18 protein-coding genes are annotated in these 24267 nt (G+C 41.0%); 13 read left to right on the forward strand and 5 right to left on the reverse strand.

The annotated features are described in order from the left end of the window. The first annotated feature begins 66 nt into the window (after positions 1-66). The 11 genes from pnp (at position 67) to ATS75_RS15300 (ending at position 13277) form a co-directional block, all read left to right on the forward strand. Positions 67-2193, forward strand: coding sequence for a polyribonucleotide nucleotidyltransferase (pnp, locus tag ATS75_RS15250; RefSeq protein ID WP_058561281.1), 2127 nt, complete (start codon positions 67-69; stop codon positions 2191-2193). A gap of 135 nt (positions 2194-2328) precedes the next feature. Next, positions 2329-3207: a lipoprotein NlpI gene (gene nlpI / locus ATS75_RS15255; protein WP_058561282.1), complete on the forward strand. Its 879-nt coding sequence runs from the start codon at positions 2329-2331 to the stop codon at positions 3205-3207. Between the two features lie 106 nt (positions 3208-3313). Further along, positions 3314-4402: a hypothetical protein gene (locus ATS75_RS15260; protein ID WP_058561283.1), complete on the forward strand. Its 1089-nt coding sequence runs from the start codon at positions 3314-3316 to the stop codon at positions 4400-4402. 211 nt (positions 4403-4613) lie between these two features. After that, a complete protein-coding gene (locus ATS75_RS15265; protein WP_058561284.1) occupies positions 4614-7406 on the forward strand; it encodes a monovalent cation/H+ antiporter subunit A in 2793 nt (930 codons plus the stop codon). Continuing rightward, entirely contained in the window at positions 7406-7753 is a 348-nt protein-coding gene (locus tag ATS75_RS15270) for a Na+/H+ antiporter subunit C (RefSeq protein WP_058561285.1), read from the forward strand. Before ATS75_RS15265 ends, ATS75_RS15270 begins: the two co-directional genes overlap by 1 nt. Next, a complete protein-coding gene (locus ATS75_RS15275) occupies positions 7750-9267 on the forward strand; it encodes a monovalent cation/H+ antiporter subunit D (protein WP_058561286.1) in 1518 nt (505 codons plus the stop codon). The genes ATS75_RS15270 and ATS75_RS15275 overlap by 4 nt, the downstream gene beginning before the upstream one ends. After that, entirely contained in the window at positions 9267-9803 is a 537-nt protein-coding gene (locus tag ATS75_RS15280) for a Na+/H+ antiporter subunit E (protein ID WP_058561287.1), read from the forward strand. The genes ATS75_RS15275 and ATS75_RS15280 overlap by 1 nt, the downstream gene beginning before the upstream one ends. Then, complete coding sequence (locus tag ATS75_RS15285; RefSeq protein ID WP_016707651.1) at positions 9797-10066, forward strand: K+/H+ antiporter subunit F; 270 nt, start codon at positions 9797-9799, stop codon at positions 10064-10066. Before ATS75_RS15280 ends, ATS75_RS15285 begins: the two co-directional genes overlap by 7 nt. Before the next feature lie 9 nt (positions 10067-10075). Next, complete coding sequence (locus ATS75_RS15290; RefSeq protein WP_058561288.1) at positions 10076-10408, forward strand: Na+/H+ antiporter subunit G; 333 nt, start codon at positions 10076-10078, stop codon at positions 10406-10408. A 111-nt stretch (positions 10409-10519) separates the two neighbouring features. Further along, on the forward strand, positions 10520-11110 hold the full coding sequence (locus ATS75_RS15295; protein ID WP_058561289.1) for a hypothetical protein: 591 nt from the start codon (positions 10520-10522) through the stop codon (positions 11108-11110). 211 nt (positions 11111-11321) lie between these two features. After that, complete coding sequence (locus ATS75_RS15300) at positions 11322-13277, forward strand: methyl-accepting chemotaxis protein (protein WP_058561290.1); 1956 nt, start codon at positions 11322-11324, stop codon at positions 13275-13277. Positions 13278-13349: 72 nt separating this feature from the next. Here ATS75_RS15300 and ATS75_RS15305 read toward each other — a convergent pair whose 3' ends face one another. Both ATS75_RS15305 and ATS75_RS15310 read right to left on the reverse strand, forming a co-directional pair. Next, positions 13350-14435: an efflux RND transporter periplasmic adaptor subunit gene (locus ATS75_RS15305; RefSeq protein ID WP_235591195.1), complete on the reverse strand. Its 1086-nt coding sequence runs from the start codon at positions 14433-14435 to the stop codon at positions 13350-13352. After that, complete coding sequence (locus ATS75_RS15310; protein ID WP_058561337.1) at positions 14432-17542, reverse strand: efflux RND transporter permease subunit; 3111 nt, start codon at positions 17540-17542, stop codon at positions 14432-14434. Before ATS75_RS15310 ends, ATS75_RS15305 begins: the two co-directional genes overlap by 4 nt. 233 nt (positions 17543-17775) lie before the next feature. Between ATS75_RS15310 and ATS75_RS15315 the strand changes: the two genes are divergently transcribed. After that, positions 17776-18804, forward strand: a complete 1029-nt coding sequence (locus ATS75_RS15315; protein WP_058561291.1) for a DUF2804 domain-containing protein — start codon at positions 17776-17778, stop codon at positions 18802-18804. Between the two features lie 139 nt (positions 18805-18943). Here the strand turns inward: ATS75_RS15315 and dapD are convergent, their stop codons facing one another. Genes dapD through map form a run of 3 tightly spaced genes read right to left on the reverse strand, consistent with a single transcriptional unit; the run spans position 18944 to position 23221 of the window. Continuing rightward, positions 18944-19771, reverse strand: a complete 828-nt coding sequence (gene dapD / locus ATS75_RS15320) for a 2,3,4,5-tetrahydropyridine-2,6-dicarboxylate N-succinyltransferase (RefSeq protein WP_058561292.1) — start codon at positions 19769-19771, stop codon at positions 18944-18946. A gap of 9 nt (positions 19772-19780) precedes the next feature. Beyond that, positions 19781-22396 (reverse strand): [protein-PII] uridylyltransferase, encoded by a 2616-nt coding sequence (glnD, locus tag ATS75_RS15325; RefSeq protein ID WP_058561293.1) that lies wholly within the window; start codon positions 22394-22396, stop codon positions 19781-19783. A gap of 12 nt (positions 22397-22408) precedes the next feature. Further along, positions 22409-23221, reverse strand: a complete 813-nt coding sequence (gene map, locus ATS75_RS15330; protein ID WP_268801574.1) for a type I methionyl aminopeptidase — start codon at positions 23219-23221, stop codon at positions 22409-22411. A gap of 245 nt (positions 23222-23466) precedes the next feature. On the opposite strand from map, the gene rpsB reads away from it, so the two are divergent. Beyond that, on the forward strand, positions 23467-24195 hold the full coding sequence (gene rpsB / locus ATS75_RS15335) for a 30S ribosomal protein S2 (RefSeq protein WP_058561295.1): 729 nt from the start codon (positions 23467-23469) through the stop codon (positions 24193-24195). The last annotated feature ends 72 nt before the right edge of the window (positions 24196-24267 follow it).

A 24267-nucleotide genomic window follows, 5' to 3' on the forward strand; every position in this document is an offset into this window, starting at 1 on the left:
AATACAATTATGTACTGTAATTGGTACTTTGATGGAACACTTATTTAGATTTAAAGGATATTTTAAGTGCAAGCAATTATTAAAGAATTTCAACTAGGTCAACACACAGTTACCCTAGAAACAGGTGCAATCGCACGTCAAGCAGACGGCGCAGTATTAGCAAGCATCGGCGACACGTCAGTACTCGTGACTGTTGTTGGTAAGCGTGAAGCACAACCAGGTCAAGATTTCTTCCCACTAACAGTTAACTACCAAGAGCGTATGTATGCTGCGGGTCGTATCCCGGGTGGTTTCTTAAAGCGTGAAGGTCGTCCTAACGATGGCGAAACACTTATTGCACGTCTTATTGACCGTCCAATTCGTCCACTTTTCCCAAATGGTTTTGTAAACGAAGTACAAGTTATTGCTACTGTTGTTTCTGTTAACCCTGAAATCCAACCTGATATGGTTGCGATGATTGGTACTTCAGCAGCACTTGCTATTTCAGGTATTCCGTTCAGCGGCCCAATTGGTGCAGCGCGTGTTGGTTATATTAATAACGAGTACGTACTTAACCCAACACTAAAAGAGCTTGAAGAAAGCCAACTTGATTTAGTTGTTGCAGGTACTGATAACGCAGTACTTATGGTTGAGTCAGAAGCAGACGTTCTTGCTGAAGACGTAATGCTAGGTGCGGTTGTGTATGGCCATGAGCAATCTCAAGCTATCATCAACGCAATTGAAGAGTTTAAAGCAGAAGCAGGCAAGCCTACGTGGGATTGGACTGCACCTGAGAAAAACGTATCGCTTGAAGAAAAAGTAGCCTCTTTAGCGGCTGATAAAGTAGGCGAAGCTTACCGCATCACTGATAAAGTAGCGCGTAAAGAAGCATTAACGGCAGCAAAAGATGCAGTTGTTGAAGCACTTACAAGCGAACTTGCTGAAGGCGAGTCTCTAGACAAGCAAGAAGTGGGTAAAGTATTCGGTTCATTAGAGAAGAAGATCGTTCGTGGCCGTATCGCTGCTGGCGAAAAACGTATCGATGGTCGTGAACCAGATATGATCCGCGCACTTGACGTTATGACTGGCGTATTACCGCGTACTCACGGTTCTGCTATCTTTACACGTGGCGAAACACAAGCACTTGTTACTGCTACATTGGGTACAGAACGCGATTCACAGTTAATCGATGATTTAACAGGCACACATAAAAATCACTTTATGCTTAACTACAACTTCCCTCCGTTCTGCGTAGGTGAAACTGGTTTTGTAGGTTCTCCTAAGCGTCGTGAAATCGGCCATGGTAACCTAGCTAAGCGTGGTATTTCAGCTGTAATGCCTACACTAACTGAGTTCCCTTACTCAATCCGTGTAGTATCTGAAATCACTGAATCAAATGGTTCATCTTCAATGGCATCTGTATGTGGTACGTCACTAGCACTTATGAATGCAGGTGTACCAATTAAAGCATCTGTTGCAGGTATCGCGATGGGTCTAGTTAAAGAAGACGAGAAATTCGTAGTTCTTTCTGACATCTTAGGTGATGAAGATCACTTAGGTGACATGGACTTTAAAGTAGCCGGTACATCAAACGGTATCACTGCATTGCAAATGGATATCAAGATTGAAGGTATCACGCAAGAGATCATGCAGATTGCACTTAAGCAAGCAAAAGCGGCACGTTTACACATCCTAGGTGTGATGGACGAAGCAATTGCAGCACCGTCTGAAGAGCTTTCTCAGTTCGCTCCACGTATCTATACGATGAAAATCCCTGCGAAGAAAATCGCTGAAGTTATCGGTAAAGGTGGCGCTACAATTCGTCAACTTACTGAAGAGACGGGTACAACGATTGAAATCGAAGATGACGGTACAATCAAAATTGCCGCTACAGATGGTGAAAGTGCAGCGAATGCAATCAGCCGTATTGAGCAATTAACAGCAGAACTAGAAGTAGGCACTATCTACCAAGGTAAAGTTGTACGTATCGTTGACTTTGGTGCATTTGTAAATATCTTACCAGGTAAAGATGGTCTAGTGCATATTTCTCAAATTAGCACTGAGCGTGTAAATAACGTTGCAGACCACCTTTCTGAAGGTCAGGAAGTTAAAGTTAAAGTACTAGAAGTAGACCGTCAGGGTCGCGTACGTTTAAGCATCAAAGAAGCAATGGAATCAGCAGCACCTGCAGCTGATGCACCAGCTGACGCTTAATTGTTGATAGTTAGCCCAGTTATTTACTGGATAACATAAAAAGGGGGCTGTTTAGCCCCTTTTTTTATGCTTTAATGAAACCTCTTTAGATACACTTTGTCTATATGGTTTACTCTTGAAGTATTAAGGATTTTAATGACTTTTAAACATGTAGCGTTTGCAGCAGTGGCCTTTTTTTCTTTAAGTGCGTGCCAAACAACCACACCAGCAAAATTAACTCCAGTTCTTAATGTACCTTTTTCAGCGCCTTTGGCGTCCGATTTTAGAAGCGAGATTGCAATTGCACGTCATACAGAGTTACTTAAACGTGCAGATTTAACCACCGAACAACAAGCGATGTTATATTATGATCGTGGAATGTTATTTGATAGTTTAGGCATGTCGACATTAGCTCACTACGACTTTAATCGTGCAGTGAAAATGAAGCCTGATTTAGCTGAAGTATATAATTTTTTAGGTATTCACCATACCTTGATGCAGCAATATGAAAAAGCATATGAGTCCTTTGACTCAGCCTTGGAGCTTAACGAACAACACCAGTATGCCTACTTAAATCGCGGCATAGCTCTTTATTATGGTGAACGACATTACTTAGCTACTCAAGATTTCAAAACATTTGTAGCGAATTCTGCGCAGCAACCTTTTCCAATACTATGGCAATACTTAGCGCAATCTAATCTCGATAAAACACAGGCACTTATTGATTTAAAAGCCAATGCGCAAGGTGTTGATGAGACAGTGTGGGGTTATCAAATCATCGCGTTGTTTTTAGGTGAAATCGCAGAGGATGAATTTCTAGCAGGTATTGTTGAAGGTGTACAATCAGAGCGAGAATATACGAGACGTTTATGCGAAGCCTATTTTTACTTGGCTAAAATTTATCAAGCTAAAGGAGAACTGAATCACGCAGTTGAATATTTCCGTCTTGCTTTAGCAACTAACGTACATGAATATATTGAATATAAATATGCACGTTTAGAACTTGAGCTTATGACTGGTGATAACGCTAGCTAAACTACGTTTTTTTTGCTTCTCGGTCCTGAGTTTAGTTCTTCTGACAAGCTCAGTAAACCGTCACGGCCATATAGCACTGTGGCTTACCTTACAAGGTCATAGCAGCGTGCTTGATGGTTATCATCAGTTTCCACATATCTTCGAACAAAACTTAAAGGTGTTACCTGATGCAAGTGTTGAGAATTTAGCACTTAATGGATCAGAATCCGCAATGTTTAACTGGTCTAAAAGGTTGCTTAGGCTCGGTGAGGCTGATAAAGCAAAGCGCTATTGGCAAAATACGGTAGCGGGTTTAACTCGCAACGAACGCCAACAATTAGCACAGTTGCTGTTTGATCTTAATCGTTGGGAGGAGCTTAGCGAGTTAACAGAGCGCGGTTTAGTTCCCGAATCTGTTATTTTAGAGCAAGTGAAACTTTACTTGAGTTATCCCCCAGAATCTATCTCCAGTATATTTGCATTTAAAGCTGGTTTTTTACTTTCCCCAACAAAACTAAGTGCTAACTTTCGTTGCGATTATAATGTGTTGATGATGAGTGATCATCGTGCTGGACTTATTAAGCTAAGGAGCTTTTCAAACACATATTCACAATCACCAGAGCCCAGTGAAAACAGTTTTTGTTTTTCTGAACCTGTTTATCTTGGCAACAATATAGTATGTCAAACGGACCCATTAAAAGCCGCAGGGTGTGATTGGCGCCCTATGATAGCGAATTATACGTGGCCAAAGGAGTATGATTTTATAGTGATGATGCCACGCGAAGGACGTGGAAATGTGCGTGGTGGGGTGATGCAATTAAGCTCAAAAAGTCACTATCAATTGTTTTTACATGAACTAATGCATTTTAGTGGTTTTGAGGATGAATACGCTGTACCTAAGTTAAAGCAAGCGTGGTTGTGTAAGCAAAAAGGGCATGTTGCCCCAAACCTGTTTATTGCAAATAACACAGCACCGCCTGCAGGATGGGGGCTGAGCGAAACTTGTGAAGGTACAGTAAAGTCTTATAAACCAAGTAAAAAATGGTCAATAATGCGTTATCAGCAAATTTTATTATCCCCAAAATATAGAAAATTATGGGCAAACCAAATTGAAAACAATCTTTATAAACCAGTTCGGTATCATGAATACTTTACCATGCTGAGCCAGTCTCTCGTCTTAAATGACAAACGCGTAATTAAGCAGGTGACTGAGTAAATCTTGATATTAGTCGTATCCTTGGGAATTCAGCTTAAAATTCCATCAGATAGGCGTACTTCCTATAGACAAAATGCGACTCAATCAGTATAACTATACCTTTGTATAATATTCATTTAAGCTAAATTAAAAACCATTTCAATGAACAGTACACAACTAAAATTAACTAGCAGCGTATTGATATTCTTATGACTTTAAAAGGTTCCTCATTATGACTTTGCTCTGGATACCCTTGTTATCCTTAATTGGCAGTGTTATCTCTTCATGCACCGGCAAATTATCTCGTAACCAAACGACAGGGTTAACTTTACTCGCACCTTTGAGTGCGCTTGCGATTGCAATTTACCATGCACCAGCAGTATTAAATGGTGAAACAATTCGTTATTCCTTGGCTTGGATCCCTGCGTTGGGCATGGAAATCTCTCTGCGCTTAGACGGTTTAAGTCTGTTATTTATCTTTATGATTCTCGGGATTGGCTCACTCGTTATTTTTTATACCCGTTATTACCTGAGCAGTAATGATTCGATGCCCAAACTATACAGTTACTTGATGTTATTTATGACTGCGATGTTGGGTATTGTTATGTCTAATAATGTTATCCAGTTATGGCTATTTTGGGAGCTTACCAGTATTAGCTCTTTTTTGTTGATTAGTTATTGGTGGCATAAATCAGAAGCCCGCAAAGGCGCTCGCATGGCGCTGGCTGTCACTGGCGCAGGTGGTCTGGCATTATTGGGTGGCTTGCTTCTTATCGGTGATATAGTTGGTAGTTACAACCTAGACACTATTTTAGCAAGTCGTGCACTCATACAATCACATGAGCTATTTGAGCTCGCGCTAGTGCTCGTATTACTTGGAGCGTTTACAAAGTCTGCCCAGTTCCCATTCCATTTTTGGTTGCCTCATGCAATGGCAGCACCTACACCGGTAAGTGCTTACTTGCACTCAGCAACCATGGTCAAAGCGGGTATTTTCTTACTCGCACGTTTTCATCCAGCCCTAGCTGGTAATGATACTTGGTTTATTTTAGTTGCCATGACAGGTCTGGCGACCTTATTAGTCGGTGCGTATATTGCACTCTTTAAACATGATCTAAAAGGTTTACTTGCTTACTCTACAATTAGCCATTTAGGCTTAATCACTCTACTCCTAGGGTTAGATACTGAGCTTGCGACGGTAGCGGCAATCTTTCACATTATAAATCATGCAACTTTTAAAGCGTCTTTGTTTATGGCAACAGGTATTATTGACCATGAAACGGGTACGCGGGATATGCGTAAACTCAATGGTATGTGGCGATATATGCCTTATACAGCAACACTCGCAATGGTAGCAGCTGCTGCAATGGCAGGTGTGCCATTATTGAATGGTTTCTTATCCAAAGAAATGTTTTTTGCTGAGACTTTACATCAGCAAGTACTTGGCTCTATGTCGTGGTTAATTCCCGTTTTAGCTACTTTAGCCGCCGCGTTTTCTGTTGCTTATTCAGCACGTTTTATTCACGATGTTTTCTTTAATGGTGATCCTATTGATTTACCTAAAACACCGCATGAGCCTCCGCGCTATATGAGAGTGCCAATCGAAATCTTAGTGGTACTGTGTTTGCTAGTAGGGATGTTTCCCCATTTTGTTGTGGACGGTATTTTGTCTGCCGCTTCTCTTGCTGTGCTTGGTGATGCGACACCAGAATTTAAATTATCGATTTGGCATGGGTTCAATTTACCTCTATTAATGAGCTTTATTGCTACTGTGTGTGGTGTATTTATTTACATTCAGCGAAAACATTTATTTCAATTTCAGGCATCACTTCCTACTTTAAATGCTAAAAAGACGTTCGAAAGAGTGTTGTACAGTGTTGTTAAATGGAGTCAAAATAAAATCCGCAGTACAGAAAATGGTTCGTTACAACGCTATATTGTTATCATGCTTGGAGTGGTACTCCTGTCTGCTGGTTGGCCGTTATTTGAAATGGGGGCTTTAGCAGGCACTGCGCCTAGTACACCCATTGATTTTCATAATGGTATCGGTGCTGGCTTATTGATTATTGGCGCTATAAGCACGGTGCTATGGCATCGCTCACGTATGGTTTCATTATTAATGCTATCAATAGTGGGATTAATGGTTTCGGTTGCGTTCACACGCTTTTCTGCACCTGATTTAGCTTTAACTCAGCTTACTGTTGAGGTTGTAACTGTTATTTTGTTAATGCTGGCGTTATTTTTCTTACCACAACGCACGCCTAAAGAATCGAGTTCATTACGTATTCTACGAGACTTAGGTATTGCATCGGCAATGGGCGTAGTGGTTGCAAGCGTTTGTTATGCTTTATTAACTCGGCCACTTGAATCTATTTCTGATTTCTTTGTCGCAAATGCTAAAACCGGTGGGGGCGGCACCAACGTAGTCAATGTAATATTGGTTGATTTCAGGGGATTTGATACTTTGGGCGAAATCATTGTGTTAGGCATCGCAGCGTTGGGTATATATAAAGTACTAACAAACTTACCGTTATTTATGCCAGCTAGTGATAGTGAGGGGCGTCCATGGGCGCGCGAACGTTACCCTCTTTTACTATCAAGTATCTCGCAAAGCCTGTTACCGCTCGCGTTATTAGTCTCGGCATATATTTTCTTGCGCGGACACAATTTACCTGGCGGAGGCTTCATCGCGGGCCTAGTAACGTCAATTGCCTTTATCTTGCAATATATGGCTAGGGGCTCAGTGTGGATCACATCACGTTTTGATGTTAATTACCGTAAAATTATTGCTTCGGGCATCGCTATCGCCATGTTCACAGGTCTTGGTAGTTGGGTGTTTGATCGACCATTTTTAACCACATGGTTTGATTATTTTGATATTCCATTGGTTGGTAAAACCGAATTGGCAAGTGCCATTGTTTTTGATTTAGGTGTGTATCTAACGGTCGTTGGTGCAACACTTATGATATTAGCAAGTCTTGGTAAGCTGACTGCAGATGCAGCCAAAGAAGAGGTGAATATTTAATGGAACTATTATACGCATCATGCGTTGGTGTATTAGTGACTTGTGGTATTTATTTACTTTTACGAGCACGTACTTTTCCAGTGGTATTGGGCCTCACTATGCTCTCTTACGCTGTTAATTTATTTTTGTTTTCTGCTGGCCGCTTAACAATTAACAAAGCGGTAGTTTTAGGTACTGGTGTTGAGTACGCGGATCCATTGCCACAAGCGTTAGTACTTACAGCAATCGTGATAGGATTTGCAATGACTGCCTTTGTGGTTATTTTAGCTATCAGAGGACGCGCTGATTTAGGTAATGATCATGTAGATGGTCATCTTGTAAAAAGTAATAATAAGGAGCAAAAATGATTCAGCATATCGCATCATGGCCTGTGCTCATTCCTATGCTCAGTGCAATATTATTATTGATGCCGCCTTGTGGAAAGAGTATTCCAATACGTCGTGTCGTATCGATAACAATGTCACTTTTCACTTCGATTATCAGCATTGCTTTGCTGGTATACGTTTATAAAAATGGCCCAATTGTCTATGCGATTGGTGGTTGGAAAGCGCCATTTGGTATTGTGTTAGTTGCTGATTTACTGTCGGTATTATTAGTCGCACTGACTTCATTTTTAGCGCTTAGCGTTGCGCTATACAGTAGTGTTGGCGACGACGAGAAGGGCAGCTTTTTTCACCCTTTATTGCACTTCTTGGTACTAGGTGTAAACGGTGCTTTCCTTACTGGTGATTTATTCAATTTATTTGTATTTTTTGAAGTGTTGCTTATCGCATCTTATTCATTGTTAATGCATGCAGGGGATAAGCATAAAACGCGCGCAGCATTGCAATACGTTATCCTCAATCTTATAGGATCAAGTGTGTTCTTGATTGCTTTAGGTATTTTATATGGCGTACTAGGTACATTGAATATTGCCGATATGTCACAAAAGGTATCAATGCTTCAAGGCGATGATGTATTTTTAGCTAAAATCGGTGGCTTGCTATTACTCATAGTATTTGCATTAAAAGGAGCATTACTTCCTTTACATTTGTGGCTCCCGAACACCTACGCAAGTGCGATGCCAGTGGTTGCAGCATTATTTGCGATTATGACGAAAGTAGGTGTCTATGCCATGCTGCGTGTTTACACGGTGATATTTGGCGAAAATGCAGGATTATTAAACCACATGGCTCAGCCATGGCTTTGGGGCTTAGCAATCGCGACGATTGTTATTGGTGCCATTGGTGTATTAGCAGCTCAGGACTTACGTAAGCTCACTGCAAATTTGGTTGTTGTTTCTGTTGGCACGTTAGTGGCGTTGGTTGCTATTCAACATGTTAGTGCAACAGCAGCATTGTTATATTACCTTGTTCATTCAACGCTTATTTGTGCCGCGTTATTTCTAATTGCCGATCTTATTTCGCATCAGCGAGGTAAGGTGGCAGACAGGCTTGCGCCTGGACGTGGTGTAGGGCAGCCAATTTTGCTTGGTGCATGTTTTATTATTGCTGCGCTTGCTGTTGTAGGTATGCCACCTTTGTCAGGCTTCATTGGAAAAATATGGATATTAAAAACGACGTTAGACAGTGAGAGGGCTTTAGTATTTTGGCCTGTCTATTTAATTGCTAGCTTCGCTTTGCTTGTCGCGTTATCACGTGCAGGAACTAGTTTATTTTGGGAGCGAAAACATCAAGATCGCGACCACCTTGAAGTAGAAAATGCTAAGCCTTTACAGGTGATAGCTGTTATAGGACTGCTTGCTTGCTCGCCATTGATGGTTATTTTTGGTGGACCAATCACAGAGTATATGATTGCTGCAGCCACTCAACTACATGATATTACAAGTGGTATAAATACCGTACTTAAGGGAGGCTTATAATGCGTTTAGAATCCCGTTACCGTTGGCTACCAACACCATTTCGCAGCTTACTGCTTTTTGTTGTTTGGCTATTATTAAACAATAGCGTATCTGCAGGTCATATCGTGTTAGCGACTATTTTCGCGATATTAATCCCGATTGCGACGTTTCCATTTCGTGACCCTCAACCGCTGATCTTAAAACCAGGATTGGCAATAAAGCAGTTGTTTATTGTCTTGTATGATATTGTCACCGCGAACTTGCAAGTGGCATTATTAATTTTGGGGCCAGTGAAAAAACTACGGCCTGCCTTTGTAAAAGTGCCATTAGATTTAAGCCATGAAATGCCCATTACTATCTTAGCAAGCACGGTATCTTTAACGCCTGGGACGGTAAGCGCAGAGGTATACCCCATACCTGAATCTCTCCCTGAAGGAGAGGAGCCAACTGAGCGTTTTTTACTGATTCATGTACTTGATTTGGCCGATGAAGAAGCGTTAATCAACACAATTAAAACACGTTATGAAGCACCGCTTAAGGAGATATTTCAATGTTAGAAACGGTTTTTTTAATCGTCTTCGCGATGATTGGTCTATCGCTATTACTTAATTTGTGGCGACTGGTTGTAGGTCCATCAGTACCCGATAGGATATTGGCGCTTGATACTATGTATATCAATACGATTGCGTTGATTATTCTCTATGGTATGAGTATGGGAACAGGTCTTTATTTTGAAGCGGCATTGCTCATTGCTATGCTTGGGTTTGTCAGCACTGTGGCGGTGTGTAAGTATTTGCTGCGCGGCGATATCATCGAATAAGGTAAAAATATGTACAGTGAATGGATAGTATCTATCTTATTGCTCATTGGTGGCGCATTTATCCTAATAGGCTCAATTGGCTTAATTAAAATGCCAGACTTTTTTATGCGATTACATGGCCCAACGAAAGCAACAACGCTTGGTATGGCTGGTGTGCTGATTGCTGCTATGGTTTTTTTTAGTAGTACGCAAAGTGGGATCAGTGTAAAAGAGCTGTTAATTACAATATTCTTATTAATAACAGCGCCTATTAGTGGTTATATGCTAATAAAATCAGCAATACACCACAAATTAAAAGCGAAAAAAGGCACTAAAGGGCTTGATAATGTTGAAGACGATTAATTTTAGTTGAGCTTAATTTAAACAAAAAGCCCGCTATGCTTATTTAGCGGGCTTTTTATTGGTCCAGATTATTTGTACACTCATATTACAACTTACTATTATCACGAATAAATGCAAAAATCGACCACACATATTTTAGCTACACTACTTATCTTAGTTCCTTTTATCGATAGTGTATTTGTTCCCACAGCTTTCGCAATGCATTGGCGAAATGAGCAAACAATGTATCTATTGCAAGCTTATTTAATGCCAGTAAAGCTCTTTATGGTAGTTACAGGGGGCTATTTATTAGTTAAACAAACGCAAGTACTTACAGAACAAGCTCTTTCCTTTTATAAAAAATTTTTTAATATTGTTCTGTTTTTATTAGCGGGTTTGCAATCAATTGTGCTGATTGCCATCTGCACGCTCTACCTTGTCATTGGGACTAATGCGGATAATTATCAACTCAAGGGTAATATAAGTGTTTATACTGCTGACTCAAATATACTCGGCGAAGCGACACATTACTTCTCATATCAATGTACAGATAACCAAGGCTTTTATACGTTAATGCCCATTGTGACTTTAGCGTGGCTAGGGCATTTTTCATTCACCTCTGAAAACAATAGGCTGCTTATCGAGCATAATGATTACACTGTAAAGGGTAAGCAATTTAAGGAAATAGATATAAGTATGTTTAGCTGCCCAAAACTTAACTAAAACTTTTATGCTGTTTAACTGAACGAAAATCTATATAGCTTGCATCTTATTGGTTATTAGTGATTGAAAGGCATCGGAAATTTCATAAATTCATCAAGTCTAAGTATTAAATCTAGCCATAACTTCATAACTTTCTATACTTAAAGGATATTTAACTAAAGGATTTTATATGCAATGGATGCGCTCAAAAAATTAAGAGAGACCACTGCATATGTTGGCTAAACTAAAACTTAATACACAACTTAACTTTGCATTCGGTGCTATGATATTGCTACTCGGTGTAGTCAGCATCGTTGCATTATTCGCCCTTAACTCGGGCTACAAAAATTTTGTAGAATACAGAACTAATGCCCGCGATAGTAATCTATCGGCACTCATTCAATCAAATGTACTTACTCTTCGGCTCGAAGCTCTCAAATATCTTAAAGATCAAAATGTAAGCAATATTAACGAATTCAATAATCGTCATTCATTATTAACAGATTTAGTCGAGACGGGTAAAAAGCAATTTACAGATCCTGCTAAATTAACGGCAATTAATAAAATATCTGACGAGATAGAATTATATAAAACGGGTTTCGACAAACTTGTAAACCTAGTTAACAAGCGAAATAATATTGTGGGATCAGTGCTAGATGAGAATGGCGTCGATATGCGAAAGGCCGTTACTCAACTCATCCAGATTAGTCAGCAACAAGCAAACTTCGACAGCTTATTAAAGGCATCACAATTACAAGAATCGTTATTGTTAGGGCGCCTCTATGTTAGTAAATATTTAATTAATAATACGCAAGCTGAGTTTGAGCGTTCAATTGAAGAATTTGACGTAGTGAGTAAGCGGGTTAAAGAATTAGCGTTATTTACCAATAGCCCACAAGAAACAGCATTAGTGAATGAGTTTATAAACCGTACTGCTAAGTATGTTGATGGTATCGACCAGATCCATAAAACGATTGACGAACGCAATCTGATCATCACAGGTACCCTTGATAAAATTGGGCCAAAAGTAGCCGCGGAAATAGAAGAGATAAAATTAAATAGCCAACAACGCCAAGATCAAATAGGGCCTTCAATTCAATCGAGTAACCGAAATGCGATTAATACCATCATCATTTTTTCTATTATTGTTATCGTTTTAGGTATTGTGTTAAGTATTTTTATTAGTCGCTTAATTAAAAACCCGATTGGTGGAGAGCCATTGGAGATTGCTAAGATAGTACAAGCAATATCTGAAGGGGATTTGCGCCACCAATTTGACAATACAGGAAAAGAAACAGGTATTTACCTAGCAATGAAAGAAATGACTTTGAAGCTTAATCAGATGTTATCTCAAATAAGGGAGTCAACCACTCAGGTATCAGAGACTTCATTGAGCTTAACGTCAATTACCGCAGAGTCAAAAACGGGTGCTGAGCAACAATCTGTTCAGTTAACGCAAACTGCTACCGCGATGGATCAGATGTCTGCAACTGTAAACGAGATCACGCAAAGCGCGCAAATGGCGGCGGATGCGGCCTCAAACGCTGATAATGAAGTGTTAAATGGTTCACAGGTTGTGTCGCAAACCCATATTGCCATGGGTGAACTTGTTGAAACTATGATGAATGTTAGTCAAACCATTGCTAACTTAGAGGCTGAAACTGAGTCTGTAGGTTCAATACTCGATGTGATCAGAGGCATTGCAGATCAAACTAATCTACTTGCTTTAAATGCAGCAATTGAGGCTGCCCGTGCTGGTGAACAGGGGCGTGGGTTTGCGGTTGTTGCAGATGAAGTGCGATCTTTAGCAAGCCGCACGCAACAAAGCACTGAAGAAATTCAAGTGATGATTTCAAATCTTCAAAACGAAGCGAAGAAGTCTGTTGAATCCATGAAGTCGAGTATGACGAGTGTTGAACAAACTGCCGAGAAAACAGAGCAAACAGGTGAGGCATTAGACCAGATATCTCAATCAGTGGGGACAATTAAAGACATGAATGTACAAATAGCCAGTGCTTCTGAAGAACAAAATGTTGTGAGTCAGCAAATTAGTGAAAGTGTACAACACGTCAATGAAAAAGCACATGAGACAATGGCTGGAGCAGAGCAAGCTGCAAATATTGCAAACTCTTTATCGCAAACGGCTAATGAGCTAGATCAGATAGTTAAACAATTTAGAGTGGTTTAAACGATTTAACAATAAAAGAGCCGGAAGCATTAACGTTACTTGAATGTCCGGCTTTCTCATTAATAATATGGGCTATTGTACTTCTACTTCTTGGTTTGTTTGAAGCCTCTCAGCGCCTCGAATAGCTATTCTATCACCTGCAATAAGGCTCCCTGCTTCAACGGGGGTGACAGCAATAAGTTGGCCTTTACCTTCACCTACGATGACAGGTATCTGCAACGCTTTGCTTTGTGAGTCAATTTTAACGATGTGTGTTCCTTGTTTGCGAATGATGATTGCATCACGGTTTACTAATAACATCGCATGTTTACTGATTAACGGTACCGCCACGTCAACTAATTGCCCAATCGCCCACGCATGTTCGTTGCTAGTATTTAGCATTGCGCGTATCTCAACCGTCTGTGAGCGTGGATCCGTAGATGGGATTACTGCATTGATTATTGCAGATGAGTTTTGAAGTTGCGATAAATCGCCTGCTTTTATCGGTAGCTTGATACCTACCTTTAGGTACTTTAAGTATTTTACTGGTACGTAAAGCCTGACCTCCAAATGATTTATATCTAACAAAGTCAGTAATTCATCGGCCCGATTTATTTCCCTGCCGGCGCGTTTAAACCGCTCACTGACAATGCCAGCAAAAGGGGCGCGGATAGTTGCTCGCTCAAGTTTATCGTCAATAACTTTGAGCTCTAGTTGTGCAAGGGCAATGTCAGAGCGTGCTAGGTCATGTTTATTTTGGACCTGATCAACTTGACTTATTGCGGCACTACTCGATTTTGCTAATTCTTTGAGTCGTGTGAGTTCTTGCTGATAAAGACGTAAATTGATTTTGGCACGGTTAAGCATTTCTTGTTGACGAACTCTATCTAATTCAAGAGGAAGCGTATCCATACGAACTAGAATATCGCCTTTGTTAATACTCGCACCAGGTTCAGCTACAAACAAAAGCCGTCCGCTGATACCTGCTGTAAGTGTCACATCGTCTTTACCATAAAGTGTGCCATTGACTTCAATTTCACTCGTAAGGGGGGCTTTGGTAACGCTATCTACACTAACTGGAACAACCGCGATGGCATTGGTTATCACAAAGCAACAACCTAGGCTAAAGAGGAAGATGGCTGTTTTTAAATTATACATTAATTTACTCTCGATATTCATTGATTAGTCTCTAAGCTTTGTGAAACATTTTTTGCTGATTTTTCCATTTTGGGAGGAGTCCGTTTACCGCCAAGTTGCAATAAACTCGGCATTAAAATGAGTGTGAACAGGGCACTAATTGCCATTCCACCGACAATAACGGTTGCGAGACCCCTGTAAATTTCTGATCCAACACCGGGCATAAGCATTAATGGTAACATTCCAAATAGACTCGTTAAGGTGCTCAAGTAGACAGGCCGTGAGCGAAGTAGCACGGCTTGTTTTACTGCTGCTTCACGATTAAGCCCTTTAGCCATTGCTACACGGGTTTGATCAACTAATAAAATTGCATTATTGACCACCAAACCTAGTAAAATAATAAACCCTATCATGGTGAGTAAATCGAGTGATTGAAACGTAAATAAGTTAAGCAAAAACAGCGCGAGTACACCGCCGGCGATAGCAAGAGGCATAACAAGCAGCACTAAAGCGCTGTCTTTTGCTGATTTAAATAGCGCCGTCATAAGCAAGAATAATATAAATAATGCAAGCACAAAATTGAGAGACATTTCAGTCATTGCTGAATTCATTTTTTGTGCATTACCCGCCAATATCGCCCCAGCGTTACTCGGTAAACTCGCTCTGACTTTCGGCATTACTTGCTCGGTTAAAATTGCTTGCGCTTGCTGCAGACTCATGTTCGCAGGAGGCGTAACCACAACACTCACAGTACGGCGACCATTAACACGGCGTAATTGTGTTGGCCCTACCGTGCGCTCTACATTTGCCAGTTCACCTAAGGTTTGAATTCCCGATTGGGGGGTTACAATGGGTAGTGCTTTGAGCTGTTCTGGAGTTTGCCATGGTACACCGCGCAAGATAACATTCATTCGCTCATTACCGTCAAAGTACTCATTAATAAATAATCCCCCCGTATAAGCTTGAACAGCTTGCGATACATCGCGACGCGTTAATCCTGCTTGTGTGATACGACGGTCATTGGGGGTTAGCCTAAGCTCAGGTTCAGCCATGTCTAGGCGAGGTTGTGGTTGCGCGGTTGCTTCAGGGAGTGCTGCTTTTACAGCCTGCAGTGCTACGTTAGCACCGGCCACTAAGTCGTCCATGTTTGGTCCAGTTAAATCAATATTTATTGCACGACCATCACCGCCATTAGCAACTTGAATCATTGAACCTCTGAAAAAGAACACTTGTGTATCTGGTAAGTCTATAAATATTTCTTCACGTGCAACTTTCATTAGCTCTTCAACTCGTTGCGGATCAGCAGAATAAATAAAGCCTCCCGCATTTGAGCCAAATGCGTAAAAGTTAAAATCTTTGATCCCCGGTTCTTTCTCACCGTTGTAATAAGGCATTAAACGCTTTTTGACTCGCATCAACAGTTCTTCTTCCATAAATTGCACATTTCCGCCCGGTGGTGTGGCCAAGTTAAAAAAGAAGCCATCTGTCGGCGCGCGTGGCATAAAATCTGTTTTGGGTAACATAGTGAGCGTAGTCAGTACTGACCCTCCAAGCAAGAGTCCAATCCACGTTAGCTGTTTAACGCGGTTGTTAGTGAGTTTCATAATGAATGAACTCAGTTTTTGCCAATAAAGGTGATAAGGGTCCGATTTAAGTTTTGTGTCAGGCCATAAATGATTGGCTAATGGGATCAGCGTAATCGCGCATATCATGGAAGTGATAACAGCAATAGATAGCGTTAATGCCAAGTCTGAAAACAGCTGCCCTTCAATACCGGCCATGAACAAAATAGGTAAAAATATTGCCACACTCGTGGTAGTTGAAGCAAACAAAGCGCCTGTTACTTGCGCGGCGCCTTTTAAAGCGGCTTTTTTATTGTCTAAGCCTTCAGAACGCAGTCTGGCTATGTTTTCTTGCACTATGATTGCAGCATCTAATACTAAGCCTACTGCAAAGGCTAAGCCTGCTAATGAGATAACGTTTAAACTGCGGCCAAAAATATGTAATGCTAAAAATGCGACCATTAACGAAATTGGAATTGTCGCTGCAATGATAAAAGTCGCTTTTAGTCCTCTAAAAAATAGCCATAAAATAAGGCAAGATAATACAACGCCAAGCCCTAGGTTACCTTTGACTAACGAAAGCGCGTTACGTATATGCACAGATGCATCAAAACTAAGTTCGATGGATAAGCCATTGTCTGCAAGTGGGCCTTGGTTTAGCTCTTTGATTGCTACATTAATATCATCCAATAACGCCACTGTGTTAGCATTATTAGCCCGTGAAATGCGTATATAATAGGCCGGCTTACCATTACGGCCGCTCATGCCTAATCTATCTGAATAAGTACGCTCTACACTGGCTATATCACCTAAATAAATCGGGCGGTTATTTGAGTAGCCAACTCGCATTTGCGCCATACTCGCTAAGTCGTATTGGCCGGTAAATCTTACTGTATATTGGCGTCTTCCAACATTTGCTAAGCCACCTGAGGTATCGCGAGAGCTAGCAAGTACATTGCTAATTTGATTTAAGCTAATGCCTAATGCAGCCGCTTTGTGGGGGTCGAATGTAATTCTTAACTCTTTCGGTCGTTCACTGGCTAAGTCAACACGCGCAACACCGGGTATACGTGCTAAGCGGGGCTCAATAAACTCATCAATTTGCTTTTGAAATTGCGCCATATCAAAGTCTAAATTATCCGACTGATAATTTTTAGGTGTCACCAATAATGTCGCAGCAGCTTCACCATTATTTCCGCCAGCAAACACGACAGGGTCAAACGCATCGAGTGGCAGTGGCGGTGCTTGATTCAAACTTGTTAATACATCGAGCATTGCTTGCTGCATATTTTGCCCAACAGCAAAAGTCAGTGTGATAGATCCATTTCCGCGGTTAATATTGGTATTGACTTCGAGCGCACCAGGCGTGTTCTTAACGGCGTTTTCTATTGGCTCAATGATGACCGATTCAATTTCTTCAGGAGCGGCTTGCCGCCAGCCAGAAAAAATGGTGATTTGGGGTTGTTCGATGTCTGGGGTTAATTGAATTGGCAGTTTAAAAATACTTAAAAGGCCAAATAAAATAATTAACACCAAGATGACTATAACGCTCGCGGGATTTTTTAACGAGCTTCTCGTCAAATTCATTGTGGCTATTCCAATATTGCTTTGCTGCATTGTAGTGTCCGCTAAAAAAAATACCAGCCACGTAAATAAAGTATGTTACAAAGAGAGCGATAGGCGGCATAAAATCAGCGTTGAAATGTGTTTTCGTAATACTCTGTAACAATTTAACTAAAATAGGTTATACCTGAACCGCTAAATGAGTTGTTGCCGGATCATCGTTTTATCTGCAAACCAAGCTTAAGGAAGAAACTGCAATGGTAAAAAGTGAATTAATTAATCATCACGGGCAAGCCGAATTTGGTGTTTTCTCTGATGGGGTTGAGCGCATAAACTACCTGGATTTTGATTTACGCAATGCGATGGGCAAGCCTAAAAGTTTTTTTGCAAAAAAATTGAAGTTTAACCAGTTTCAATTTATTAGTTTTACCAGTGAACAGTTAATGATTGGGCTTGCAATTGTTGATTTAAAAATTGCAAGTAACTGCTTTATTTACCTTTACGATCCTAAAAGCCATCACTTTGAAGAGTTTAGTTTTACTAATTTATTTGGCATAAAAACGCAAATAGACCCAAGCCCTAAAAACGGTAATGCATATTTTGAGAAAGGCGGAAATAGAATTGAAATCAATGTTATTGCTAGCACAAAAAAGCGAGTAGTACGCGTTAACTTAAAAAGTGGCCTTCAAATACACGCAGAGATAAATGAATCTGCAGTTTACCAACCACTGTCTGTTTGCACTCGTGCTGGATTTACGGGATTTCATTTTACCCAGAAAAGTGCTGCATTATTATGCTCAGGGAGTGTTGAATGGCAGGGCAAGCGCATTTTGCTTGAAGAAATAAGTGCACTGGCAAGTGTTGATTGGAGCGCAGGTTATATGCGCAGGGAAACCAGTTGGAACTGGGGTAGTTTAGCCTGTATTTTGGCAGACGGTCGCAGGTTAGGATTTAATTTAGCAGCGGGCGTAGTTGAAACGAGCTTTACAGAAAATGCTTTGTGGCTTGATGGGGCTCTACATAAAATCGATATGGTAGACTTTCAATTTCAACGTTATTCAAATGACACATCCGATAATAAATGGCAATTACGTTCAAACGATGGGGTCATTAATTTAACGTTTGAGCCTGCAGGTGTTCGTCAAGATAAAACCAACTTACTCGTAGTGGCCACTAATTTCACCCAACACTTTGGCCGCTTCTATGGTGAAATAAGGTTAGCGAAAGAAGTGATTACATTGAATGGCGAATGGGGTTTCACCGAAGATCATTATGCGAAATGGTAGGTATGAGTGTTTTTAGTTGTTTGTGCATACTTCGGTAAAGTAGACCTTAGGCTTTAATTCAGTCTTATCAGGTGAACCTGCAATCGCTGGGAGTGATACAGTCAATCCCAGCAATTAAAATCAGATCAGCTTAAAGCGCCTATTCGTCTATTGAGCGTAGTAGGGCGTTAATACCGACTTTTTCACGGGTCTGCTGGTCAACTTTTTTCACGATAATCGCCGCATATAAGCTGTGACTACCATCTTTAGAAGGCAGTGCACCCGGCACCACTACAGCACCCGCTGGTACGCGGCCATAATGAATCTCGCCTGTTTCACGGTCATAGATACGCGTGCTTTGGCTGATGTAAACGCCCATTGAGATCACAGCGCCTTCTTCAACTATCACACCTTCTACAATTTCAGAACGTGCGCCAATAAAGCAGTTATCTTCAATAATTGTAGGATTGGCTTGTAACGGCTCTAAAACACCGCCTATGCCCACACCGCCTGATAGGTGAACGTTCTTACCTATTTGTGCACATGACCCTACAGTGGCCCATGTATCAACCATGGTGCCTTCGTCAACATAGGCGCCAATGTTTACGTACGATGGCATTAATACTACGTTTTTACCAACAAAACTGCCCTTACGTGCAACAGCATTTGGTACTACGCGCATGCCGCCTTGTTGAAATTGCTCCGGCGTGTAGTCACTAAATTTAAGCGGCACTTTATCGTAAAACTGGTTTACACCGTCGTTCATTGGCTCGTTATCGCGAATTCGAAACGATAATAACACGGCTTTTTTCAACCATTGATGTACTACCCACTCACCACTGATTTTTTCAGCGACACGGGCAGCCCCACTGTCAAGCAAATCAAGTGCATCAATTATTGCTTGTTTTACGTCGCTAGTGACAGTGCTTGGGCTAATCATGTCGCGGTTATCCCAGGCATTTTCGATCGTGGTTTTTAAATCAGACATAAGATCCTCTTATTCGGTTTCTGCATTGAGTTTTTTACGCAATGCTTGATAAATTTTTTCCTGCTCTTCGTCGGTAAGGGCTTGGTATTCGTTATTCGATACCACGAAGAAATCTTCTGCTCGTTCACCCACTGTAGTGATACGGGCGGCGTGTATATGTAATAAATGTGCTTGAAAAACTTCGGCTATTTTGGTCAGTAACCCTGGAATGTCGACTGCTTGTATTTCGATTAAGCTACGGTCTTTTCGCGGGTGAGGGCGCAAAATAATTTTAGGTTTAATGTTAAAGTCTTTAAAGCGTTGTGAGCGATTCTTTTTAAAGCGAATCTTTTTGCGGGGATCCGCTAATGCTTGATCAAGTCCGCGCTTTATAGATTGTGCACGACCACTAGCAATCGGCTCACCACTCACTTCTAACACAACAAAGCTGAACAGCACATAGCCGTCGCGTGTTGTAAGCACTTGAGCGTGTTGAACTTGTGCTTTTTTCGAGCCAATCACATTCACTAAGCGCGCAAAAATGGCGCCAGAGTAAGGGCTATAAATAAAAACTTGTGTCCCGCCATGCATCGCCTTATTAGAGACGATGACGCTTGGCTTTGCTAGATCTGAATTTATTAAGTGTTCGCTGTGCCATGATATTTGTTGTTCGCTAAAAGCGGTAAAATAGTTTGCTTTAAAGCGACTCCAAATTAAATCAATTTTTTCTTCGCTATACCCCAAATTAATTAAGCGTTGCTTAGCTTGACGTTTTTTATCACGGATTTGGTCACGCTGATCCATTGGGTTTTCAAGCCCTAAACGAAGCGCTCTTTGCGTATGCAAATAAAGCTCACGTAGCAGCGTGTTTTTCCAGTCATTCCACAAGTTGTCGTTGGTTGCGCGTATATCGGCAACGGTTAAACAGTAGAGGTAATCAAGTTGGCGTTCGTTTTTTACGCGTGATGCAAATTCTTTAATGACATCAGGGTCATTAATGTCTTTGCGTTGGGCGGTGACAGACATAAGTAAGTGATTAGCTACTAGCCATGAGATAAGCTTGCCATCAGAATTTGTAAAACGATGTAACTTTGCAAACGCTATTGCATCAACAGATCCAAGTTCAGAGTGATCACCCCCTCGTCCTTTGGCAATGTCGTGGAAAATACCGGCTAAATAAAGCAACTCAGGCTTATCCATACGCGTCACAATCTCGCAGCATATAGGAAACTCATTGCTACTGGATTTATCAAAGTATTGGTAAATATTATTAATTAACTTATGAGTATGCTCGTCCACTGTATAAGCGTGAAATAAATCAAACTGCATTTGCCCGAATATATTACGCCATTGTGGTAAATAGGCGGCGAGCATGCCGTGTTTATGCATTAAGGTAAACGCACGGCCCATACCATTAGGGTGTTTAATAATACGTAAAAATGCTTCACGGCACGCCGCGTAATCTTGCAAGTCACCTAATAAACGACGGCGTACTTGGCGTATAGTCCGAATAGTGCTTGGATAAATATGTGTGATTGCAGGGTTATCAGCAATGTGTTCAAACAATACAAAGAGTTGGTCTCGGCGGAAAAATACTGAAGGGTTTTTAACTTTAATTTGATGACCAACACGTTCAAAGCTTTGGTCTAATTCGATAACCGGTTGTTCGCTTGTTTCTGGCAAAATACTTTGTTCAAAATAAGATAGTAACATTTGGTTAAGTTCACGAACTCGACTCATTATTCTAAATAAGCGTTTCATCATACGCTCAACAGAGGCTTTACCATCACTACCAAAACCGAGTATTTCTGCTGCAAGGGGTTGATGATCAAACAGCAGGCGATTTTCCGAGCGCTCAGCCGCAAGGTGAAGAGCAAAACGGATATTCCATAAGTTCTCTAAACACTCTGAAAGTTCCTGGTATTCCTCGTGTGTTAAATAACCATGATTGATAAGTTCTTGAAGTGTCTCAGCTCTAAAATGCTTTTTTGCTACCCAAATAATGGTTTGTAAATCGCGAAGTCCGCCTGGGTTTTCTTTAATATTGGGCTCTAAATTGTAAGCAGTACCATGACACTTTCTATGCCGTAACTGTTGTTCTTTTACTTTGGCTAAAAAGAAATCATCAGAGCGCCAAATAGGTGTATCAAGTATATGGTTTTTTAACTTCTCATACTCAATGTGATTGCCAAATAATAATCGACTTTCAAGTAGACTGGTGGCAAACGTAACGTCTTCACGTTTTTGGTCAATTGCTTGCTCAATAGTCCGTACACTGTGACCTATTTCTAGCCCCAAATCCCATAACATAGTAACAAATTGACCGATTTTTTCACAAATTGCGTCACTGGGTTGTTCTGTGACAAGCAATAAAAAATCAATATCTGAGTAGGGGTGGAGCTCGCCGCGACCATAACCACCGACGGCAATCAGCGCTAAGTCAGGTTCGTGAGCGAGGTCGTAGACATGAAAAAGCTTAATTAATAAGCGGTCTATAAATTCAGCGCGGGCATTGATTAAGTTACCAACGGGTTGTTTTGAAAACTCGTTTTGCAACCATTTATAAAAATAGCTAGAGCAGTCACGGTACTCGTTTAGTTGCTCAGCATCGCTGAGCAACTTTTTTACTTTATTGGGTAATGCCACGTGGGCCGGCTCCTAATGTTCGATGATCCTGTCTATCGTATCATCTGATCGGAGCGTTAAAATTTCAACACCATTTTCAGTTACTAACAATGTATGTTCCCACTGAGCTGACAAAGAACGGTCTTTTGTAACGACAGTCCAGTCATCTTTTAATAACTTACATTGGCGCTTACCAGCATTAACCATAGGTTCAATTGTTAAGCACATACCTGCTTTTAATGCCTCACCAGTGCCTGCACGGCCGTAATGCATAATCTGGGGTTCTTCATGAAATTCAGCGCCAATACCGTGGCCGCAATATTCACGTACAATAGAATAGTTAAATCCTTCAGCGTACTTTTGAATAGCTTCACCAATGTCACCTAAACGCACACCTGGTTTTACCATTTTTATAGCAAGGTAAAGGCTCTCTTGAGTGACCTGAGCAAGGCGTTTACCTTGTATATTAGGCGTACCCACATGAAACATTTTAGAGGTGTCACCGTGGTAACCATCTTTGATAACGGTAATATCAATATTTACGCTGTCGCCATCTTTCAATGCTTTATCATTCGGGATACCGTGACAAATAACATGATTTACAGAGGTACAAATTGATTTGGGGAAGCCATGGTAATTTAAAGGTGCAGGGATGGCTTTTTGTACATCGACAATATAATTATGACAAATAGTATTTAATTCATCAGTGGTCACACCAGGCACTACATGTGGCTCTATCATTTCTAGCACTTCTGCCGCTAAGCGCCCAGCTACACGCATTTTCTCTATTTCTTCAGGGGTCTTGATAACAGCACTCATAGAGGCTCCATAGTCGAGTTTTAACACATTTACTGTCGCACAATTTTTGCGCGCGACGTTGAATATTTATTTTTAATATGGTATAAAGCGCGCCGTCTTTTTACAAATAAATTCTTAAATGATTTTTTGTATTTAAGGCAAACACAATTTTATTTTAACACACACACGTATCGTCACATACACTTGGGTGCATTTGAAGTTAATTAAACTTCGGTGTTGGTGCTATGGGATATGTGGAGGCCTAACCCTAAACAACATAGAGGATTTACAAAATGGCAAACGTTTCAATGCGCGATATGCTTCAAGCTGGTGTTCACTTCGGTCACCAAGCACGTTACTGGAACCCTAAGATGAAGCCTTTCATCTTTGGCGCTCGTAACCGTGTTCATATCATCAACCTTGAGCAAACTGTACCAATGTTTAACGACGCACTTAAATTTTTATCTGGTGCTGCAGCAAACAAAGGTAAAGTACTTTTCGTTGGTACAAAACGCGCAGCAAGCGAAGCAGTTAAAGACGCAGCAATCGCAAGCGATCAGTTTTACGTTAACCACCGTTGGTTAGGTGGCATGTTGACTAACTGGAAAACAGTTCGTCAATCAATCAAGCGTCTTAAAGACCTTGAAATCCAAAGCCAAGACGGTACTTTCGAGAAATTAACTAAGAAAGAAACGTTAATGCTTAACCGTGAAATGGAAAAGCTTGAAAAAAGCCTTGGTGGTATCAAAAACATGGGCGGTCTTCCAGACGCGCTTTTCGTTATCGATGCTGACCACGAGCACATTGCAATCCGTGAAGCTAACAACCTAGGTATTCCAGTTGTTGCAATCGTTGATACTAACTCTAACCCAGACGGTGTTGATTTCATCGTACCTGGTAACGATGATGCTATCCGTGCAATCAACCTTTACACTACTTCTGTTGCTGCTGCAATCACTGAAGGTCGTGAAAACAACATCGTTGCTCAAGCTGAGAAAGACGATTTCGTTGAAGCTGAGTAATTAGCTGTCATCAAGTCTTCATCTAAATAAGATGAAGACTTGCTATTCTTGTAGAGCGGTTAACCCGCTTAT

Source organism: Pseudoalteromonas sp. H105, assembly GCF_001469215.1.
In the GTDB taxonomy this organism is placed as follows: domain Bacteria; phylum Pseudomonadota; class Gammaproteobacteria; order Enterobacterales; family Alteromonadaceae; genus Pseudoalteromonas.

Excerpts from the sequence above, each read along its gene's own strand:
- nlpI (WP_058561282.1), top strand. The coding sequence starts at position 2,329 with ATGACTTTTAAACATGTAGCGTTTGCAGCAGTGGCCTTTTTTTCTTTA.
- ATS75_RS15265 (WP_058561284.1), top strand. The coding sequence starts at position 4,614 with ATGACTTTGCTCTGGATACCCTTGTTATCCTTAATTGGCAGTGTTATC.
- ATS75_RS15270 (WP_058561285.1), top strand. The coding sequence starts at position 7,406 with ATGGAACTATTATACGCATCATGCGTTGGTGTATTAGTGACTTGTGGT.
- ATS75_RS15275 (WP_058561286.1), top strand. The coding sequence starts at position 7,750 with ATGATTCAGCATATCGCATCATGGCCTGTGCTCATTCCTATGCTCAGT.
- ATS75_RS15280 (WP_058561287.1), top strand. The coding sequence starts at position 9,267 with ATGCGTTTAGAATCCCGTTACCGTTGGCTACCAACACCATTTCGCAGC.
- ATS75_RS15285 (WP_016707651.1), top strand. The coding sequence starts at position 9,797 with ATGTTAGAAACGGTTTTTTTAATCGTCTTCGCGATGATTGGTCTATCG.
- ATS75_RS15290 (WP_058561288.1), top strand. The coding sequence starts at position 10,076 with ATGTACAGTGAATGGATAGTATCTATCTTATTGCTCATTGGTGGCGCA.
- ATS75_RS15295 (WP_058561289.1), top strand. The coding sequence starts at position 10,520 with ATGCAAAAATCGACCACACATATTTTAGCTACACTACTTATCTTAGTT.
- ATS75_RS15300 (WP_058561290.1), top strand. The coding sequence starts at position 11,322 with ATGTTGGCTAAACTAAAACTTAATACACAACTTAACTTTGCATTCGGT.
- ATS75_RS15305 (WP_235591195.1), bottom strand. The coding sequence starts at position 14,435 with ATGAATATCGAGAGTAAATTAATGTATAATTTAAAAACAGCCATCTTC.
- ATS75_RS15310 (WP_058561337.1), bottom strand. The coding sequence starts at position 17,542 with ATGAATTTGACGAGAAGCTCGTTAAAAAATCCCGCGAGCGTTATAGTC.
- ATS75_RS15315 (WP_058561291.1), top strand. The coding sequence starts at position 17,776 with ATGGTAAAAAGTGAATTAATTAATCATCACGGGCAAGCCGAATTTGGT.
- dapD (WP_058561292.1), bottom strand. The coding sequence starts at position 19,771 with ATGTCTGATTTAAAAACCACGATCGAAAATGCCTGGGATAACCGCGAC.
- rpsB (WP_058561295.1), top strand. The coding sequence starts at position 23,467 with ATGGCAAACGTTTCAATGCGCGATATGCTTCAAGCTGGTGTTCACTTC.